This is a genomic window from Alsobacter ponti (assembly GCF_024294805.1).
GTDB lineage: Bacteria > Pseudomonadota > Alphaproteobacteria > Rhizobiales > Beijerinckiaceae > Alsobacter > Alsobacter ponti.
The window spans coordinates 108536-127681 of record NZ_JANCLU010000009.1; the positions used below are offsets into that span (position 1 = coordinate 108536).

Consider the following 19146-nt stretch of genomic DNA (forward strand, 5'->3'; position numbering starts at 1 on the left):
TCGCACGCTTCTGGAGGCCGAAGCATGATCGGGATCGTCAAGAGCTCACTGCCCGGCGGGCGCGAGATGGGCGCGGCGCAGGCGCTGCGCGCGGCGGCCGACCTCGGCCTCGCCGGCGTGCTCTTCAACTCGCTGTGGGAACTCAGCCCGACGCTGGACGCGGGCGAGCTGCGCGAGGCGAGGGCGGAGGCGGACCGGCTCGGGCTGCGCATCTCCGCCAGCCTCGGCGTCGTCAACCCGGCCCTGCCGATCCGGGGCGAGCCCGTCGCCCGCGCGGGCGACGGCGACCTGGAAGCCGGGGTGCGCCGCCTCGTCGGCCTCGCCGCCGGGATCGGCATCCACGATCTCTTCTTCGTCATCGGCATGATCGAGGACCGCTTCCACGCGCAGGTGACGTGGCGGGCGCAGCGCGACGCGGTCGCGGCGCTGCTTCTGCGCTGCGCGCCGCTGCTGCGCGACACGCGCTCGCGCCTGCTCATCAAGACGCACGAGGAGATCACGACCGGGGAGGTCGTCCGCCTCGTCGAGACGGTCGGCCCGCAGCTCCTCGGTGTTGCGTTCGACCCGGTGAACGTGGTCTGCCGGATGGAGGATCCGCTGGAGGCCGCGCGGCGCGTGGCGCCCTTCATCGCCCAGGTCCACATCGACGACGCCGTGCTGCGCTACGAGGACGCCGGCGTGCGCCGCTACCTCGCGCCGCTCGGCGAGGGCGTGCTGCCATGGGACGACATTTTCGCCCTGGCCCCGGACGCGCCGCGCTGGATCGAGATGCACAGCGGCCAGTTCGCCATGCCGGTGTTCGACCGCGCCTGGCTCGCGGCCCAGCCCGACATTGCTCTCCCGGAATTCGCCTCGGTCCTCGCCATGGCGCAGGCCTTCGGCCCGCGCGACGCGCCATGGGACCAGACCCGCCCGACGGATCGTTTGCCCCACGCGCTCGGAAAGCTCCTCACATGACAGATCTTCTTCTCACCCACGGAACCGTCGTCACCGTCGACAGCGAGCGCCGCATCATCGAGGACGGCGCGGTCGCCATCGCCGGCGGACGCATCGTCGAAGTCGGCGACAGCGCGGAGCTGGCGGCGCGTTACCCGGCCAGCGAGACGATTGATTGCCGGGGCAAGCTCATCATCCCCGGCCTTGTCGACGCGCACGGCCATGCCGGGCATTCGCTCATCAAGAGCATCGCCGCCGACAGCCCCTCGCTGTGGATGCGGATCGTCACGCCCACCTACTACCACTACGTCACCCGCGAGTTCTGGTACGCGGACGGCCTCGTCTCGGCCATGGAGCGCCTGCGCGCCGGCATCACCACCGGCGCGAGCATCATCGCCTCGATGCCGCGCAGCGACGATCCGGCGTTCGCGCTCAACCACGCGCGGGCCTATTCCGAGGTCGGGATCAAGGAGATCCTGTGCGTGGGGCCCGCCGGCCTGCCCTGGCCGCATCCGGTGACCCGCTGGGAGAGCGGCCGGCCCGAGCGCCGGGACGTCGCGTTCGAGGAGATGATCGAGGGCGCGGAGGCGGTGGTCGAGGCGGCCCACGGCAGCGCCGAGGGGCGCATCAGGGTGTACCTGACGCCGTTCACCATCGTGCCCTCGGTGGACCCGTCCAACCCGACGACGCCCGACAAGGCGGTGAACCTCACCGCCGAGGACCGGATGCAGGCGCGCCGCGTGCGCGAGACGGCCCGCAAGTGGAAGCTGCGCATCCACTCGGACGCCTTCGCCGGGCAGGTGCGCATGGCCTTCCAGGACAAGGAGAACGCGCTGCTCGGCCCGGACATCCACCTGCAGCACTGCATCGGCCTGTCGCACGAGGAGGTCGACATCCTCGCCGAGACCGGCACCCACATGACACATTCGCCGGGCGGGCGGGCGCCGATCCTCGACATGATCTCGAAAGGCGTGAACGTCGCGATCACCACGGACGGCACCTCGCCGCGACGGCCGTTCGACCTGTTCCAGATGGCGCGGATGGCGCAATTCGCTCAGCACATGCTGCACGCCGACCAGTACCTGCTGCCGCCGGGCAAGCTGTTCGAGATGATCACCATCGACGCCGCGAAGGCGCTGGGTCTCGACCACGAGATCGGCTCGCTCGAAGCCGGCAAGAAGGCGGACGTGGCGATCCTCGAGATGCGCCAGCCCCATCTGACGCCGAACTGGATGGTCGTGCATCGCATGATGCACCAGGCGGTGGGCGGCGACGTCCACACCGTGATCGTCGACGGCAAGGTGGTGATGCGCGACCGCAAAATCCTCACCGTCGACATGCGCGACGCTCTGGACCACGGCGAGCGCGAGGCGCGGGCGCTGGTCGAGCGCGCGGGCCTCGCCGACCACATGCACGGGCCGGGTTGGGGCCAGCTCTACCGCACCTTCGACAAGCCCATCGTGCCGCCGGCCCCGCCCTGGGCGAAGTGAGGCGGCCCGCGCGTCGGCGCATGATCCGCGTCCGATCTTATCGGATACAATCACGCGTCACATCGTACACGAGACCCCGTTGAACCCGGCCCGCTTCCATGCGAAGACCGGTTCATCGCCATCCATCGAAAAGGGAGCGTCGATGCGCTACAGCCGCGACATGCGGGGCTACGGGGCCTCGCCTCCGAATCCGGCCTGGCCGGGCGGCGCGAACGTCGCCGTGCAGATCGTCCTCAACTACGAGGAGGGCGGCGAGAACTGCATTCTGCACGGCGACTCAGCCTCCGAGGCCTTCCTGTCGGAGATCCCCGGCGCCGTGCCGTGGCCGGGCCAGCGGCACTGGAACATGGAATCCGTCTACGAGTACGGCGCGCGCGCCGGCTTCTGGCGGCTGCACAGGATGTTCACGGAACTGGGCACGCCCGTCACCGTGTACGGCGTCGCCACCGCGCTGATGCGCTCGCCCGAGCAGCTGCGCGCGATGCAGGAGGCTGACTGGGAGATCGCCAGCCACGGCCTCAAATGGGTCGAGCACAAGGACATGCCGCCGGAGGTGGAGCGCGAGCAGATCGCCGAGGCGATCCGGCTCCACACGCTGGCCACCGGCGAACGGCCGCGCGGGTGGTACACCGGGCGCTGCTCGGTCAACACCGTCGATTTGGTGTCGCAGGAGGGCGGGTTCGAATACGTCTCCGACACCTATGACGACGACCTTCCGTACTGGCGCGAGCACGCCGGCCGGGCGCAGCTGATCATCCCCTACACACTCGAAACCAACGACATGCGGTTCGGCACGCCCAACGGCTTCAATTCGGGCGACCAGTTCTTCGCGTATCTGAAGGACACGTTCGACGTGCTCTACGCGGAGGGCGCGGCCGGGCGGCCGAAGATGTTCTCCGTCGGGCTGCACTGCCGGCTGGTGGGCCGGCCGGGCCGGGCGGCGGCGCTGCGGCGCTTCCTCGAGTATGTCGGGTCGCACGACAAGGTCTGGTTCGCCCGCCGCATCGACATCGCCCGGCACTGGGCGCGCACCCATCCGCACCGGCCGGCGGCGCTGACGCCCTCGCGGCTGGACCGCGCCGGGTTCATGGCCCGCTTCGGCTCGGCGTTCCGCAACGGCGAGTGGATCGCCGAGCGCGCCTGGGACGCGGAGCTGGGGCCGGCCAACGACAGCCCCTACGGCCTGTTCTTCGCGTTGCGCACGCAGTTCCGCGCCGGCTCGCCCGAGGAACGGCTGAACGTGCTGCGCGGCTACACGCCGCTGAACCGGCGCATCGAGGCCGCGCGCATCGTCGCGGACGAGGCGCAGGGCGACGGCCTCGACGCCATGACGGAAGGCCAGCGCTCAGGCTTGCTGGCGCGCCTCGACGCCTATCGCGAGCGCTTCGGTTTCGACGCGGTCGTGGCGGTGCGCGGCCACTCCGCCGCGTCGCTGCTGTCGACGCTCGATGCGCGGATGGAGAACGACGCGCAAGCCGAAATCGAGGTCGCGGCCCGCGAGGCCGAGCGCATCGCGCTGATCAACGTGGAGGCGGCGTTCGTGCAGGCCGAAGGTCAGGCGTAGCGCGCCAGGATCGCGCCGATATCGCGCTCCACCCGGCGGGGGGAGGCGATGTTGGCGCGCTCGAACACCTGCCGCAGATGGTCGACGATGGCCTGGCCGGCCGCGTCGGGGTCGCGCGCCCGCAGCGCGCGCAGCACGTCGGCGTGCTCGTCCACGCTGCAGTCCGACTCCACGTGGGTGCTGTGCTGCGCCAGGATCAGCGAAGTCCGCGAGATCAGCGACTTCAGGAAGCCCGCGAGCACTTCGTTGCCCGACATGTGCGCGGCGAGCAGGTGAAACTCGCCGGAGAGGAAGATGGCGCGCGCGTGGTCGTGGCTGTCGACGTTGTGCTCCTCCTCCAGGTGCTGCTCGAGCTGGGCGATCTGCTTGTCGGTGATGACGGTCGCCAGCTTGCGGAAGATCTCGCGTTCGATGGCGTTGCGCGCCTCGAAGACCTGGCGCGCTTCGTCAGGCGTCGTCGAGGCGACGAAGGCGCCGCGATTCTGCCGGAACTCGACCAGCGACTCGGTATGCAGCCGGTTCAGCGCCGCGCGCACGATGGTGCGGCTGACCGAGAACAGCTCGCCGATGGCGACTTCGCTGAGCTTCGTGCCGGGCAGGAGCTCCTGCGCCAGGATGGCCTTGAACAGCGCCTGGTAGATCGCGTCGATGCGCGAGCCGCTTTTTTCGTCCAGCGCGGGTTTTGCGGCCTTGGCCATCGCCGATCCGTTCGTGCATGATTCATGGGCAAGACGCCCAAGGATATCGCACAGCCTTGCCGTGTCGGCGGCGGAAACTCAAGAAAAATACGATTCGTCCGTGGATTGACGGATATCGGCACGGCGCGATTTCCGCACGTCGGCGTCGGAATGTATCAGAGCAAGGAGGGGCGGGCGGGACCGCTTGCAGTCTAGCGCTGGCCGCCGAATGCGCCGGACAGGACGCGGCGCAGCGCCGGCGAAAGCCCTTCCGTCGCGCCCCGATGCGGCTCCGCGAGGGCGGGCCGCTGCTTGCGGGCGGCGAGGCGCAGCGCCTTGCGGATGGCGGCGCGGTGCGGGTCCAGGATCGGAATCTCGGCGTGCCTGGTGACCTCGTCCATGATGGGGATCAGGCCCGCGCCGCCCAGCACGACGCGGCTCGCGCCGGTGGCGGCGGCCAAAGAGGAGAGGGCGCGCGCGATGGCGGCGGGCTCGTCCTCGTCTAGGCAGGCGATGGCGGCCACGCGGTCCGCCAGCCCGAGCCGCCCGACGATCTCGTGCAGCATGTCGCGCCAGATCGCGCCGCGCGTGGCCACCACGAACGCGCCCGGCTCGGCGGCCGCCTCCCACAGTCCCGCTTCGGCGAAGCCGGCGACCGGAAGACCGGCCAGTTCCTCCAGCGCGTCGAGGCCGGGATCGCCGAAGCAGCCCAGCACGATGGCGTCGGGCCTTGCGCCGGCGTCGAGCGCCTCGGCCGCCGCGTCGAGCACGGCGTGGCCGGCGATGGCGAAGGCCGCGCGCGAGGCGATGTAGGGAAAGCCGAAACGCGCCGTGACGACCCGCACCTCGTGCTCCGCGCCCGCCTCGTCGCGCGCCAGGGCCTCGATGACCGAGGAGACCTCGCCCGAGGTGTTCGGATTGATGACGAGCAGCTGCGCCATGGAAGGCCTCGGCGGGTTGTGGCCGGTCGACGGACGGGCGGATGGGCCGGCGATGCCGGGCCGCGGCCTGTCGACGCGTCGTCCTGATTAGCGCTGTATCAGATCGGTTGTCAATATGTATCCAAAATTGCGTGTCCCACAGCGGCCGAGCGTCGCGCCGGAGCGCCGGGGACGCGTGTGCGCAGGAGGGCTACCCGAGGGCGGAACCGCACCGTTCTTCCTTGCCACTACAGCCAGAGGTTGCGCCTGTTGCAGATTCGTGTATCCATGATTGCGGAAATCGGATACAAAAACCGAAAGCCATCCCGTAGCGGGCGGCGCGGAAATCACCAAAGGGAGCGACGAAGATGAACGCGATTGACTCGTCGGAGCGCACGCGGGGCCGCCTGCTTCGCACCGCCGGCGCCATGGCGCTGGCGCTGGCCCTCGGCTGCGCCGCGACGCCCTCGGGCGCGGCGGACAGGGCGCACACGATCATCGTGGGGCTCGGCGGGCAGATCAACACGCTCGACCCGCTTCGCGCCGACTACAACCAGACCAACACGATCATCAGCGCCGTCTACGACACGCTCGTGACCTACGAGGACACGACGCTCGCCGGCAGCCTCGCCACCGCCTACGCCTACTCGGACGACGCGAAGTCGATCGCGATCACCCTTCGCCCCAACGTGAAGTTCCATGACGGGTCGACGCTCTCGGCCAAGGACGTCGCCTACACGCTGGACCGCCTGAAGCGGCTCGGCGCGGGCGTCGCCTCGCTGATTGACGGCTACGACAAGACGACGGTGACCGACGACACGCACCTGACCATCGCGCTCACCAAGCCGAACACGCTGTTCCTGCCCTCGCTCAGCAAGATCTACATCCTGAACTCGGCGCTGGTGGCGTCGCACGCCGGGTCCGACGACGGGCAGGGCTGGCTGCAGGCGCACGACGCCGGCAGCGGCCCCTACAAGCTCGGCGACCAGTCGCAGGCGGTGGTCATCGACCTGTTCAAGGACTACTGGGCGCCGGAGAAGGGGCGGCCGGAGTCCATCGTCTTCCGCCGCATCGACGAGAGCTCCACGCGCCGCGACGAACTGCTCTCCGGCAACATTGACGTCGGCTTCGCCATCGCCGACCGCGACGCCGCCGGCATGGCGGGCGACCCCTCGGTCAAGGTGGTGCCGATCAACACCTCCTACCAGGCGGAGATCGTCTTCAACACGCGCACCGGCCCGACGGCGGACCCGAAGGTCCGCAAGGCGCTGCGCATGGTCTACGACTACCAGGGCGGCCTGCGCGGCATCCGCGGCGGCAACGGCGCGCTGGCCAACGGGCCGCTTCCCGCCCGCCTGAACTGCCGGCCCGAACTGCCGGTCGTCAAGCGCGACCTCGAAGGCGCCAAGAAGCTGCTGCAGGAGGCCGGGGCCGACAAGATCAAGCTGAAGATGAACTTCCAGCCGGTGTTCGAGCTGCAGAAGCAGGAAGCGACCTTGTTCCAGTCGAACCTGCGCGAGATCGGCGTCGATCTCGACCTCGAGCCGATCGCCTTCCCCAACTACCTCGCCTCGCTGAAGGACCCCGCGTCCATCCCGCAGATGATGCTGCTGGAGGACTTCGCGCAGTTCCCGGACCCCGGCATCGTGCTGGTGAAGGGCTACAAGTCGGACGCCATCGGCACCAACCGCGCGGGCTACAGCAATCCGGAGGTCGACCGCCTGCTCGACCAGGCCGTCGCGACGGCCGACAACGCCAGGCGCTGCGACATCTACAAGCAGGTGCAGACGATCCTCGACCGCGACTCCGTGATGATCGACATGTACGGCGTCTACAAGCCGGCGGTGTACCGCGTCGGCACGCTGGCCGACCTCAAGGCGAGCATGCTCGTGCCGCCGGCCGAGCCCGCCGACTTCCGCCTCGCCAAGCCGTAGGAGAGGCTGGCATGCCCGCGCTCAAGGTCTACGCCTGGTTCCTGCTGAAACGTTTGGGGCTGACGGTGCTGACCCTGTGGGGGCTGGCGACGCTCGTCTTCCTGATGATCAAGCTGATGCCGGGCGACGAGGCGCAGATGGCGGCGGGGGCGGACGCCTCGGCGGCGCAGGTCGAGGCGATGCGGATCAGGCTGGGGCTCGATGCGCCGCTGGTCGCGCAGTACCTGCGCTTCCTGCTGCGCGTGGCGCAGGGCGACTTCGGCACATCCATCGTGACGCTGCAGCCGGTGATGAGCGATCTCGGCAAGGTGCTGCCGAGCACGCTCGAGCTGGTCGTCGTGGCGATGCTGATCAACCTGTCGGTGGCGATCCCCGCGGGCATCGTCGCCGCCTACAGGCAGGGCGGGGCGTTCGACTCGCTGTGCCGGGCGGCGGCCGTCACGCTGGGCGGCATGCCGGCCTTCTGGCTCGCGCTGGTGCTGCAATTCCTGCTCGGGCGCGTCTGGCGCGTCGTGCCGATCTCCGGCCAGGTCTCGTTCGGCATGGGCTCGCCGGTGGTCACCGGCGCGCCGTCGCTGGACGCGCTGCTCGCCTTCAACGGCGCGGGCTTCCTCAACGCGCTGTGGCACCTCGCGCTGCCGGCGGCGGTGCTGGCGGCCTTGTTCTCGACTCAGGTGTTCCGCACGCTGCGCGCCTCGCTGCTCGGCGTCCTGCGCAGCGACTTCGTGATGGCGGTGCGCGCGAAGGGCGCGTCGGCGCGGCGCATGCTCACGGACCACGCTCTGCCCAACAGCCTCAACCCCGTGCTGACGCTGGCGGGCACGCAGGCCGGCGCGATGATCGGCTCGGCCGTGCTGGTGGAGACCGTCTTCGCCCGCAAGGGCATCGGCGCCTACATGTTCAACGCCGTGGCGCAGAAGGACACCTTCGCCGTGCTCGGATCGGTGATGTTCATCGGAACGGTGGTGTGCCTCGTCAACCTCGCCGTCGACGTGATGCAGCTCGTGCTCGATCCGCGCATCCGGTCGGCCCAGTTCGGGAGCCAGCACTGATGTCCGCCCCCGCCGTTTCCGTTCGCGCGCCGCGCGCCGGGCTCGGGCTCTCGGCCTTCGAGGCGTCGGTGATCGGCCTCGTCGTCCTGCTGCTTGCCGTGGCGGTCGTCGGCCCGCTCGTCGCGCCGGAGAGCGTCTACCGCTCCGACATCGCCAACGCGCTGCTGCCGCCGGGCGCCGGCCACTGGTTCGGCACCGACGACCAGGGCCGCGACGTGTTCTGGCGGCTCGTGGTGGGCGCGCGCACGACGCTGCTCTCCGCCTTCCTCGTGGTGACTCTCTACTCGCTCATCGGCGTCGCCGTCGCCACCATCGGCGCGGCGGGGCCGCGCTGGCTGGACGAGACGCTGATGCGCATCACCGATATCGGGCTCGCCTTGCCCGGCATGGTCGTCGCGCTCGGCTTCGCCGCCGCGATGGGGCCCAGCCTGCGCTCCGCCATCATCGCGATGGCGATCACCGGCTGGCCGATCACGGCGCGGCTGCTGCGCGGCATCATGCGCCAGACGATGGAGGCGCCGTTCGTCGCCGGCGCGCGGGCGCTCGGCGTCTCGCGCTGGCGGCTGATGACGTGCCACGTGCTGCCGAACTCGCTCGACGTGCTGATCGTCAAGTGGGCCGGCGACGTGGGCACCACGGTGCTCGTGCTGGCGAGCCTCTCCTTCATCGGCGTCGGCGCGCAGCCGCCCAGCGCGGAGTGGGGCGCCACCATCGCCGGCGCGCGCGGCTACGTCTCGACGGCGTGGTGGACGGTCGTCATGCCCGGCGCTGCGGTCGCCATCACGTCCATCGCCTTCGGCCTTCTCGGCGAAATCATCCAGGTCCGCCGCGACCCGTCCTTGCGAGGGAACTAGATGCACATGGACCGGACCTTCCAGGGATCGCCCACGCCGGGTCCGAACGCGACGACGCTGGCGCGGGCCGTGGGCCTCACGGTCGACATGCCCGTCCAGCTCGGCGCGTCGAGCGTGCGCATCGTCGACGGCGTCGACTTCGCCATCGGCGTCGGCGAGCGGGTCGCGCTCGTGGGCGAATCCGGCTCGGGCAAGTCGGTGACCGCGCGCGCTCTGATGCGGCTCGACCGGGCGGCGCGCGTGTCGGGCCGCGTCGAGTTCGCCGGGCGCGACCTTCTCGCTCTGTCCGAGCGGGAGATGACGCAGGTGCGCGGCGGCGACATCGCCATGGTGTTCCAGGACCCGATGAGCTTCCTCGACCCGCTGATGACCATCGGCGACCAGGTCGCCGAGACCCTGCGCATCCGAGGCGTCGGAAAGGCGGACGCGCGCCGGCGGGCGCTGGCGGTGCTCGACGAACTGCGCGTCGACCGCGCGGCCGAGCGGCTGGACGCCTATCCGCACGAGTTCTCGGGCGGCATGCGCCAGCGCGTCGTGCTGGCCATGGCGCTGGTGGGCGAGCCGAGGCTGCTGATCGCCGACGAGCCGACCACCGCGCTCGACGTGCGGGTGCAGGACCAGGTGCTCGACCTGCTCGACGACGTGTCGGCCCGCCGCGGCCTGGCGGTGCTGTTCATCACGCACGACCTTGGCGTTGTCGCGGGCTTCGCCGAACGCGTGATGGTGATGTATTCCGGGCGCATCGTGGAGGACGGCTCGGTCGACTCGGTCTTCGCCCGGCCTCGGCATCCCTACACGCGCGGGCTGATCAAGGCCGTGCCGCGCATCGACCAGGATCTCGACCGGCTCTACGCCATCCCCGGCGCGCCGCCGCCGCCCTTCGCCCGCCCGACGGGCTGCGCGTTCCATCCCCGTTGCGACGCGGCCTTCGCGCCGTGCCTGCGGGACGTTCCCGCCGTGCTGCCGGTCGAGGGCGGACGGGCCGCCTGCCACCTCCATGCCTCGCAGGGAGCCTAAGCCATGCTTCTCAGCGTCGACGGCCTTTGCAAGACCTACGCGTCGTTCCCCAATCCGCCCGTGCAGGTGCTCCACGACGTGTCGTTCGGGCTCGACGCGGGACAGGCGCTCGGGCTCGTCGGCGAATCCGGCTCGGGCAAGTCGACCATCGCCAAATGCCTGATGGCGCTCACGCGGCCGGAGCAAGGCTCCATCACTTACGACGGAACCGACGTGGTGCGCGCCCGGGGCGCGGACCTGCTGCGATTCCGCCGCGACGTTCAGATGGTGTTCCAGGACCCCTATGGCAGCCTCAACCCGCGCATGACGGTGGAGGAGCTGGTCGGCGAGGGGCTTCTGGTGCATCGGCTCGAGCCCACGCCAGCCGCGCGGCGGGACCGCGTCGCCGAGATCCTGCGCACGGTGGGGCTCAACCCGGACGACAGGGGGCGCTATCCGCGCTCGTTCTCCGGCGGGCAGCGCCAGCGCATCGCCATCGCGCGCGCGCTGGCGGTGCAGCCGCGCATCCTCGTCTGCGACGAGCCGGTGGCGGCGCTCGACGTGTCCGTGCAGGCGCAGGTCATCAACCTGCTGCAGGACATGCAGCGCCAGTTCGGGCTCGCCATCCTGTTCATCGCGCACGACCTCGCCGTCGTCCGCCATCTCTGCGAGCGCATCGTCGTCCTGCACAAGGGGCGCGTCGTCGAGCAGGGCACGCGGGCGGAGATCTTCGGCTCGCCGCGGGAGGCCTATACGCGGGCCTTGCTCGACGCCGTTCCCGTCCCGGATCCGGCGGTGGGCCGCGCCCGCCGCCGCCAGCTCCAGCACCAGTCCTGACAAATCGAGGAGACGAGCCGATGCGCATCGGTGTCGACGGCCGCAAGATTCCGGAAGCCGCCAAGCGTGGGCCGGTCGACAGCTTCGACCACGCGCGAGACCTCGGCATGGAGGGCCTGTTCTTCCGCACCGTGCTCGACATGAGCCCGACGCTCGACCCCGGCCTGTTGCGCGCCGTCCGCCAGCGCGCCGACGAACTCGGCATGTATCTCGAAACCGGCCTGGGCAAGGTCAATCCCTACGCCACGCCCGAGGCCCCCGAGCTGCGGATGATGGGTGACGGCGACATCGTGCTCGGCTTCCGCCGCATGATGGAGGCGTGCGCCGCCATCGATTGCCGCGAGCTGTGGGTGGCGACGGCGAACTACAAGCCCGCCTATGTCGGCCGCTTCGCCTATGACCGCTTCCGCACCGACGTGACCTGGGAGGAGCAGCTTGCGGCGACGGCGCGCTTCCTCAAGATCCTCAAGCCGATCGCGCGCGACCTCGGCATTCACCTCAACCTGGAGACGCACGAGGAGATCACCTCGTTCGAACTCGTCCGGCTGGTCGAGGACGTCGGCCCCGACACGACCGGCGTGGTGTTCGACACCGCCAACGTGCTCCAGCGCGGCGAGCACCCGGTGTGGGCGGCGCGGCGACTGGCGCCCTATGTGCGCCAGACCCACATCAAGGACGCCCTGATCGCCTATGACGGCGACGTGCTGGATTTCCAGATGCGCCCCTGCGGCTCCGGCGTGGTCGATTTCAGGAGCATCCTGCCGATCCTGGCCGAGGCCAATCCCGACCTCAACCTGTCGATCGAGAACTATGAATCGTTTAGCGACCGCCCGCGCACTCCGCCGCGCATGATCGTCGAGATCGCCGATCCGCAATGGCTGGCGGGGCATCCCGACCTCGGCGTCGAGGAATACGCGGCCTATCTCGCGATGGTGCGCGCCTACGGCCAGCGCATCGCCGGCGGCGAAGTTCCGGACCGCCGCTCCTACGCCGCGTGGGCGGTGGAGCATTTCCACTACGAGGAGACGGTGCGCTACATCCAGCAGAGCGCTGCCCACATCAGGGGGATCTGCGAGGAGCTTGGCCTGCCGCTGCGCCGCAAGGCGGCCTGAGGCGGGCGCGGCCGCTACGCGTCATAGGCCAGCCGGAAGCCGACATGGCCGGTCGTGCTGTCGGGCGGCACGCCGAGCCGCGCCGCGATGCGGTAGCGGAAGCAGTAGCTGGCGTGGCACAGATATGAGCCGCCCTTCATCAGCCGCCAGCCTTGCGCGTCGGCCGTCGCGTTGCGCGCGGCGGCGTCGCGCTTCAGCGAGCGCACGCGGAACGGATCGGCGCACCATTCCCAGACATTGCCGGCCATGTTGAACAGGCCGTAGCCGTTGGACTCGAAGGCGTCGACGGGGCACGTGCCGCGCCAGCCGTCGCGGCCCAGATCGGTATGAGGGAACGCGCCCTGCCAGATGTTGCAGGGCTGGAACGTCTCGTCGTCGGGCGCGCGGTCGCCCCAGGGGAAGGCGACGTCGCCGAGGCCGCCCCGCGCGGCGTGCTCCCATTCGGCCTCGCCGGGCAGGCGGCCGCCCGCCCAGGACGCGAAGGCGGCGGCGTCGCGCCAGGAGACGTGGACGACCGGGTGTTCGGCGCGGCCGTCCAGCGTCGAGTCCGGTCCCTCGGGATGTCGCCAGCACGCGCCCTCGACGCGCCGCCACCATGGCGCGGCGGCGGCGCCCACCGGCCCGAGGCTCCGGTCGCGCAGGAAGGCGTGAAAGACGAACGACCATCCGAAGCGCTCCGCCTCGGTGACGTAGCCGGTCGCCTCGACGTAGCGGCCGAAGCGGGCGTTGGTGACGGCGTGGGCGTCCATCTGGAAGCCGGCCAGCCGCACGCTGCGCTGCGGGCCCTCGCCGTCGACGGGCAGGAACGGCCGGTCCGTGCCGACCAGCGCCCGCCCGCCGGGGACGGGGACGCGCAGCGACACGTCGCCACCGCCGGGGGCCCAAGGCGGGGCGGGCGCGAGAACGGGGGATGGCGCATCGCCGCGCGCCGGCGCGCAGCACGGCGAGCGAGCGGGCGGGGTTGGAGCCGGAACTTCGCCGACGCGCGGCGCGGCGTTTTCGGGCCGGGGAAGCGGGACCGTCGCGGGACCGGGCATGGCCTCAGCCCGCCTCGCGCAGCTTGCGCAGGCGCGGGTCGATGACGTCGCGCAGCCCGTCGCCCATCAGGTTGAGGCCGAGGACGGTGGCGGCGATGACGACGCCGGGGAAGAAGGCGATCCACGGAGCCTCGCGGATATAGTTGCGGCCTTCCGCGATGATGTTGCCCAGCGACGGCGCGGGAGGAGGCGGACCGACGCCGATATAGCTGAGGATCGCCTCGGCCAGCACCGTCACCGCGAACACGAAGGTGAGCTGCACGATCAGCGGCGACAGCGAGTTGGCGAGGATGTAGCGCAGGATGATGCGCGCATGGCCGGCGCCGATGGCGACGGCCGATTCCACGAAGGGGAGTTCCTTCACCACCAGCACGCTGGCGCGCACGATGCGCGCGGTGCGCGGCATGAACGCGACGGTCAGCGCCAGGATGACGTTGAACTCCGAGGGGCCCAGCGCCGAGGACAGCGCGATGGCGAGCAGCACCCCCGGGAAGGCCATCAGCCCGTCCATGGTGCGCATGAACAGCCCGTCGAGCGCGGGCACGTAGGCCGCGACCGTGCCGATGAAAACGCCGGCGACGCCCGTTCCCAGGACGACGAAAACGCCGATGCGCAGCGAGGCGCGCGCCCCGTAGAGCACGCGCGACAGGATGTCCCGGCCGAAGGCGTCGGCCCCGAAGCGGTGCTCCGCGCTGGGGCCGGCGAGGATGGCGGCGTAGTCGTTCCGGTTCGGGTCGTCGGACGCCAGCACGTCGGCGAGACCGGCGCAGGCGACGATGGCGAAGAACAGCACCGAGCCGATCAGGAACGAGCGGTGCTCCAGCAGCCGCAGCATGAAGCGGCCGGCCTGGCGCAGGCGAACCGAAGTCGCGGAGGGCAGGGCGTCAGCGTCCATGGCGGACCCTCGGGTCGAGCAGGCCGTAGAGAACGTCGACCACGATGTTGACGAACACGAAGATCGTGGCGGTGAGCAGCAGGCCGCCCTGGATGATCGGATAGTCGCGCCGCTGGATGGCGCCGACGATCAGCCGGCCGCTGCCGGGGAGCGAATAGACGGTCTCGACCACCACCGCGCCGCCGATCAGCACGCCGGTCATGACGCCGGTGACCGTGACGATGGGGATGAGCGCGTTGCGCAGCGCGTGGACGAAGACGATCTGGCCGGCGCTCAGCCCCTTCGCCTTGGCCGTGCGCACATAGTCCTGCCCCAGCGCGTCGAGCATGCTCGAGCGCGTCATGCGCGCGATCACGCCCATCTGCGTGAAGGCGAGGGTCAGGGCGGGCAGCGTCATCGACCTGGCCCAGCCGATCAGGTCCTCGGACGGGGAGACGAACCCGCCGGTCGGCAGCCAGCCGAGTTGCACCGCGAACAGCACGATGAGCATGAGCCCGAACCAGAAGTCCGGCATCGAGAGGCCGAGCAAGGCGAGCGTCATCGCCGCCTGGTCGAGGAAGCGGTTGTGGTTCACGGCGGCCAACACGCCGAGCAGGATGCCGAGCGCGATGGCGAGCGCCAGCGCGAGGCCGGCGAGGGAGAGCGTCACCGGCAGCCGCTCCATCACCGCGTCGGTGACGTTGCGGTTGAGCAGGTAGGAGCGGCCGAGATCGCCGTGCAGGAGGTTCCAGTACCAGTCGACCGCCCGCTCGAACAGCGGACGGTCGAGCCCCAGATTGGCGCGGATCTGGACGATCTGCTGGGGCGTCGCGTCGGCCCCGGCGATCTCCGAGGCGACGTCGCCGGGCACGATCCACATCAGCAGGAAGCAGACGAGGGACACGACGATCAGCACCGGGATGGCGCTGATCGCCCTGTAGATCACGAACCGCAGCATGCGCGTCTCCGGTTCCGTCGCCTTGCCCGGCCGGCCTCTATTCGAACCATACGTTGTAGAGGCGGGGGAAGCGGAAGGGCGTGAAGCCCTTGACGTTGGAGCGCGCCGCCTGCGCGATGCCGACATCGCCGATCTTGATGATGCCGCGCAGCTCGTAGAGACGCGCCTGGATCTTGCGGAAAGTCTCCTGCCGGGCCTCGACGGTCTTGCCGGAGATCAGCTCCTCGTAGAGCGCGTCGAGCTGCGGGTCGGGCTGGCGGAAGTGCGCCGTATTGCCGACCAGCGTCGCGACCACGCCGACGGGACCCAGATAGGGCTCGATGCCCATCACCAGCGTCCAGCCGTTCCAGCCGGTGTCCTGCAGGCGGATCTTCAGCGCCGTCGGCCAGTCGACCTGGTTGATGACGGCGTTGATGCCGGCCGCCTTGAGCTGCTCGGCGATGACGACGGCGGACTTGTTGTGCTCGGGGATGTTGGAGTCGGTCAGGATCGAGAAGGGCTCGCCCTTGTAGCCGGCCTCCGCGAGCAGGGCCTTGGCCCGGGCCGCGTCGCCCAGGTTGTACCACTGCTTGCCGATGTCGCCGGCGTCATAGGTGGTGCCGGGGTACTGCCAGCCGTGGTTCAACGAGAACAGGCCCTCGGTGGCGATGCCGACGATGGGCTCCATCTTCAGCGCCACCTGCACGGCCTCGCGGAACTTGGGGTTGTCGCCCGGCGCCTGCTTCAGGTTGATGATGAAGGTCAGGAAGCCCCACGTCTTGTTCTCGTAGATCGCGAACTTCGGGTCGCCCTTCAGGCGGCGCGCGGTGGGGATCGGGATCTGCTCGTTGATCTGGATCTCGCCCGCCTCGAGCGCGGCCGTCCTGGCGCCGGTCTCGGGCATGACGCGGAAGGTGATCGTGTCGAAATAGGCGGTCTTCTTGCCGCCGAAACCGTCCGGGCCCTTGTAGCGGTTGTCCTGCGCGTAGTCGGCGAATTTGGCGAGCTTGACGTGGCTGTCGGGCACGTACTCGACGAACTTGTAGGGGCCGGTGCCGATGAAGTTGATCTTGCCCGGGTCCTTGCCGGTCTCCTCCTCGGGGATGATGACGGCCGGCGCGCGCGGCGAGGCGAACGCCTCGATGAAGGTCGGCGTCGGCTTGGCGAAGCGGAACGTCACCTCATAGTCGCCGGTGATGTCGATGCTCGTCACCGGATTGAGCAGGCCCGCGGTCGCGCCGTGCTTGCGGTAGCGCTCCAGCGAGGCCTTGACGTCCTTGGCCGTCATTTCCTTGCCGTTGTGGAACTTGACGCCCTTGCGCAGCGGGATGCGATAGGTCAGTCCATCCGGCGAAATCTCGACGGACTCGGCCAGGATCGGCATCGGGCGGATGTTCTCGTCGAAACCGAACAGGGTCTCGTACATGTTCATGGTGATGTTGCGCGACGCCTGGGACGACGTGACCATCCCGTCCAGGCTGGGCGGGTTGGAGCTTTGCGCGAACACGACGTCGCCGCCGGCCTTCTGGGCCGAGGCGGGCGAGGCCAGCGCCGTCGCCGCGCCGAGCGCGACGGCGAGGGCGATACGGCGGAACAGCACGGAACGTTGGCAGATCCTCACGGCGATCCTCCTTGCACCCGAGACGTTGCCCGCATTCAGCTTGTTGGTCGCGCCGACGAGAGGGCGGGTTGTGGCGACGTTCGTATAATCGTATACGATAACCCATTCACAATGCAATCGAGCAAGCAATGGTTGAAGCAGTCCCTTCCAACGCCGACACACTCGAGCCCCTCAACGGCCGCAAGACGCTGGTCGAGCAGGTCGTCGACCGCATCGTCGAGGCCGCCGCGCGCGGCACGTTCCTGCCGGGCGACCGGGTCGTGGAGGCGGAGGTCGCGCGGCGCCTGCAGGTGAGCCGCGTGCCGGTGAGGGAGGCGCTGCGGCTCCTGGAGAGCCAGGGCATCGTCGAGAACATGCCCTATCGCGGCATGCGGCTGATGGACGTCAGCGTGGCGCGGCTCGAAAAGGTGCTCAAGGTGCGCCTGGTGCTGGAGCAGCTGGCGGCCGAGGAGGCGAGGCAGGCGGCCCGCAAGGATCCCTCGATCCTCGATCCGCTGGTCCGCACGCGCGACCTGATGGAGGAGGCCGCACGCCAGGGCGACCGGTACGAATTGGCTCGGCTCGACACGGTGTTCCACCGCCAGCTCTGCGGCCTCACCGGCAACGAGGTCCTGCTGCGCACGTGGGAGCCGCTGTCGCTGCAGCTCACCATCATCTTCGGCCTGTCTGCGATGCAGAAGGACCTCGGCCCGATCGCCGACGAGCACACCGACATCATCGAGGGGCTGCGCTCGAAGGATGCGAAAAGCCTCGCCTCGCTGATGCGCGAGCACATCGTCGACTACACCAAGGCGCTCGACCACGAGGGCTTCATCGAGCGCATGCGCGTCTCGGCGGACCCGGACTAGGACGCTTCCGCGACGGCGCGCCGGGCCGGGTGCCCGAAGGCCGGGGCGAGGGCGTAGTCGTCCTCGGTCTCGTCCAGCACGGCGACGAGCAGGCCGTGCATGCGGGCCGCCAGCTCCGCCGAGCCGGCGTCGTCGACGAGGTTGCGCAGCTCGTACGGGTCCGCCTCGAGGTCGAACAGCAGCCACGGGCGCGCGCCCGTGCGGTCGCCCAGCGTCACGTATTTGTGCCGCGCGGTGCGAACGCCTCGCCATGTGCGGTCGAAATAGCCGCGCCCCGGCCGCGCCTCCGCGACGAATTCCAGCAGTACCGCCTCGCGGTCTGGCGGCGGCGCGTCGCCGCGCAGCCAGGGCGCGAAGTCGCGCCGTCCCGGCCCGGGCTCAGGCGAACCCCCGGCGAGGCCGACAAGGGTGGCGAACAGGTCCTCCGTCGCCAGCGGCGTCGCGCAGCGCGCGCCCTTGGCGATCCCCGCGCCCCAGGCGATCAGCGGGATGGCAACCGACTCCTCCCACGGCTCGGCCTTGCCGAGCAGGCCGTGGCTGCCGCCGAGCTCCCCGTGGTCGGAGAGGAACAGCACGACCGTGTTCTCCGCCAGGCCCTGCGTTTCCAAGGTCCGCATGAGGCTCCCCATGCGGTCGTCGATCTCCTCGATCATGGCGTAGTAGCCGCGCATGTTCGGCTCGAAGGCGGCGTGCACCGTCTTGATGTCGGAGCGGTCCGCCGCGCCGCCCGGATTGCCGGGGCCATACCACTCGGGCGGCGCGAAGCGGATCGCGCCGACGTCGACATTGGGCCGCGTCCGCAGGGGACCGCGCTGCGCGATGGCTTCGACGCGCTCGGCCGGCGCGGTGAAGGGCGGATGCGGCGCCTCCACGGAGAGCAGCAGGAAGAACGGTCGGTCGCGGGGCCGCTCGTCGGCGATGTAGGTCTCGGCGAGATCGAACAGGCCGTGGGTCTGGTAGCCTTCCAGCCGGCGGGGCGTCGCCTCGTCGTCCCTGAAGTACCAGGTGTCGTGGAAATCGTTGCGCAGCTCGAAGCCGCGCCACGCATCGAAGCCGCGCCGGTGCGAGCGCGGCACCGGGGTCCGGCAGGCCTGCGACAGCGTGAGCCCGCCCGTGAGCCCGTAGGACGAATAGAGGTGCCACTTGCCGACATAGGCGGTGGCGTAGCCCTGCTCCCGCACGGCCTCGCCCAGCGTGCGCTCGGCGGGCGACAGCCGATGCCCGATGCCGAGCACGTTGCGGCTGTGCGCGTACTCGCCCGTCATCAGCGAGAAGCGGAACGGCACGCAGGCGGGATAGCTGGAGCAGGCCGCGTCGAACCACGCGCCCTCGGCGGCCAGACGGTCTATGTTGGGCGTGCGGACATTGGGGTCGCCGGCGAAGCCCAGCGCGTGCCGGCGAAGCTGGTCGACGAGGACCACCACCAGGTTGGGATGTCGCGTCATGGCACGCCCGCG

General features: G+C 70.1%; 17 protein-coding genes. 10 read left to right on the top strand and 7 right to left on the bottom strand.

The genetic code is table 11. The features are described from left to right. The first annotated feature begins 24 nt into the window (after positions 1-24). The 3 genes from NK718_RS11220 (at position 25) to puuE (ending at position 3990) form a co-directional block, all read left to right on the top strand. Positions 25-957: a sugar phosphate isomerase/epimerase family protein gene (locus NK718_RS11220; protein WP_254741889.1), complete on the top strand. Its 933-nt coding sequence runs from the start codon at positions 25-27 to the stop codon at positions 955-957. Beyond that, on the top strand, positions 954-2426 hold the full coding sequence (locus NK718_RS11225) for an amidohydrolase family protein (protein ID WP_254741892.1): 1473 nt from the start codon (positions 954-956) through the stop codon (positions 2424-2426). Before NK718_RS11220 ends, NK718_RS11225 begins: the two co-directional genes overlap by 4 nt. A gap of 142 nt (positions 2427-2568) precedes the next feature. Next, positions 2569-3990, top strand: a complete 1422-nt coding sequence (gene puuE, locus NK718_RS11230) for an allantoinase PuuE (RefSeq protein ID WP_254741896.1) — start codon at positions 2569-2571, stop codon at positions 3988-3990. Here the strand turns inward: puuE and NK718_RS11235 are convergent. Both NK718_RS11235 and NK718_RS11240 read right to left on the bottom strand, forming a co-directional pair. Continuing rightward, positions 3981-4688 (bottom strand): GntR family transcriptional regulator, encoded by a 708-nt coding sequence (locus tag NK718_RS11235; protein WP_254741899.1) that lies wholly within the window; start codon positions 4686-4688, stop codon positions 3981-3983. The two genes, puuE and NK718_RS11235, sit on opposite strands and share 10 nt — an antisense overlap. Before the next feature lie 191 nt (positions 4689-4879). After that, positions 4880-5608 carry an aspartate/glutamate racemase family protein gene (locus tag NK718_RS11240; RefSeq protein ID WP_254741902.1) on the bottom strand — a complete coding sequence of 243 codons (729 nt, stop codon included), beginning with the start codon at positions 5606-5608 and terminating at the stop codon, positions 4880-4882. Positions 5609-5955: 347 nt separating this feature from the next. Between NK718_RS11240 and NK718_RS11245 the strand changes: the two genes are divergently transcribed. From NK718_RS11245 to NK718_RS11270, 6 genes are read left to right on the top strand one after another with little or no spacing between them, the layout of a single operon-like run. Then, the gene (locus tag NK718_RS11245) at positions 5956-7521 is read left to right on the top strand and encodes an ABC transporter substrate-binding protein (RefSeq protein WP_254741905.1); all 1566 of its coding nucleotides are present in this window, start codon (positions 5956-5958) and stop codon (positions 7519-7521) included. Between the two features lie 11 nt (positions 7522-7532). Beyond that, positions 7533-8573, top strand: coding sequence for an ABC transporter permease (locus tag NK718_RS11250; protein ID WP_254741908.1), 1041 nt, complete (start codon positions 7533-7535; stop codon positions 8571-8573). After that, complete coding sequence (locus tag NK718_RS11255; RefSeq protein WP_254741915.1) at positions 8573-9427, top strand: ABC transporter permease; 855 nt, start codon at positions 8573-8575, stop codon at positions 9425-9427. The genes NK718_RS11250 and NK718_RS11255 overlap by 1 nt, the downstream gene beginning before the upstream one ends. Before the next feature lie 6 nt (positions 9428-9433). Continuing rightward, positions 9434-10444, top strand: coding sequence for an ABC transporter ATP-binding protein (locus tag NK718_RS11260; protein WP_254741920.1), 1011 nt, complete (start codon positions 9434-9436; stop codon positions 10442-10444). Between the two features lie 3 nt (positions 10445-10447). Further along, positions 10448-11260: an ATP-binding cassette domain-containing protein gene (locus NK718_RS11265; RefSeq protein WP_254741922.1), complete on the top strand. Its 813-nt coding sequence runs from the start codon at positions 10448-10450 to the stop codon at positions 11258-11260. A gap of 20 nt (positions 11261-11280) precedes the next feature. Continuing rightward, positions 11281-12372 (top strand): sugar phosphate isomerase/epimerase family protein, encoded by a 1092-nt coding sequence (locus NK718_RS11270; protein WP_254741925.1) that lies wholly within the window; start codon positions 11281-11283, stop codon positions 12370-12372. Positions 12373-12386: 14 nt separating this feature from the next. On the opposite strand, the gene NK718_RS11275 is transcribed toward NK718_RS11270, so the two are convergent. The 4 genes from NK718_RS11275 to NK718_RS11290 all read right to left on the bottom strand — a co-directional run bounded on the left by NK718_RS11275 (position 12387) and on the right by NK718_RS11290 (position 16841). Continuing rightward, entirely contained in the window at positions 12387-13235 is an 849-nt protein-coding gene (locus tag NK718_RS11275; protein ID WP_254741928.1) for a formylglycine-generating enzyme family protein, read from the bottom strand. A gap of 178 nt (positions 13236-13413) precedes the next feature. Then, the gene (locus NK718_RS11280; RefSeq protein ID WP_254741930.1) at positions 13414-14304 is read right to left on the bottom strand and encodes an ABC transporter permease; all 891 of its coding nucleotides are present in this window, start codon (positions 14302-14304) and stop codon (positions 13414-13416) included. After that, on the bottom strand, positions 14294-15241 hold the full coding sequence (locus tag NK718_RS11285; RefSeq protein ID WP_254741932.1) for an ABC transporter permease: 948 nt from the start codon (positions 15239-15241) through the stop codon (positions 14294-14296). Before NK718_RS11285 ends, NK718_RS11280 begins: the two co-directional genes overlap by 11 nt. A 37-nt stretch (positions 15242-15278) precedes the next feature. After that, positions 15279-16841, bottom strand: a complete 1563-nt coding sequence (locus NK718_RS11290) for an ABC transporter substrate-binding protein (RefSeq protein WP_254741934.1) — start codon at positions 16839-16841, stop codon at positions 15279-15281. 128 nt (positions 16842-16969) lie between these two features. Between NK718_RS11290 and NK718_RS11295 the strand changes: the two genes are divergently transcribed. Further along, positions 16970-17689: a GntR family transcriptional regulator gene (locus NK718_RS11295; RefSeq protein WP_254741936.1), complete on the top strand. Its 720-nt coding sequence runs from the start codon at positions 16970-16972 to the stop codon at positions 17687-17689. On the opposite strand, the gene NK718_RS11300 is transcribed toward NK718_RS11295, so the two are convergent. Beyond that, positions 17686-19134 (bottom strand): sulfatase family protein, encoded by a 1449-nt coding sequence (locus tag NK718_RS11300; protein ID WP_254741938.1) that lies wholly within the window; start codon positions 19132-19134, stop codon positions 17686-17688. The two genes, NK718_RS11295 and NK718_RS11300, sit on opposite strands and share 4 nt — an antisense overlap. Positions 19135-19146: the final 12 nt, after the last annotated feature.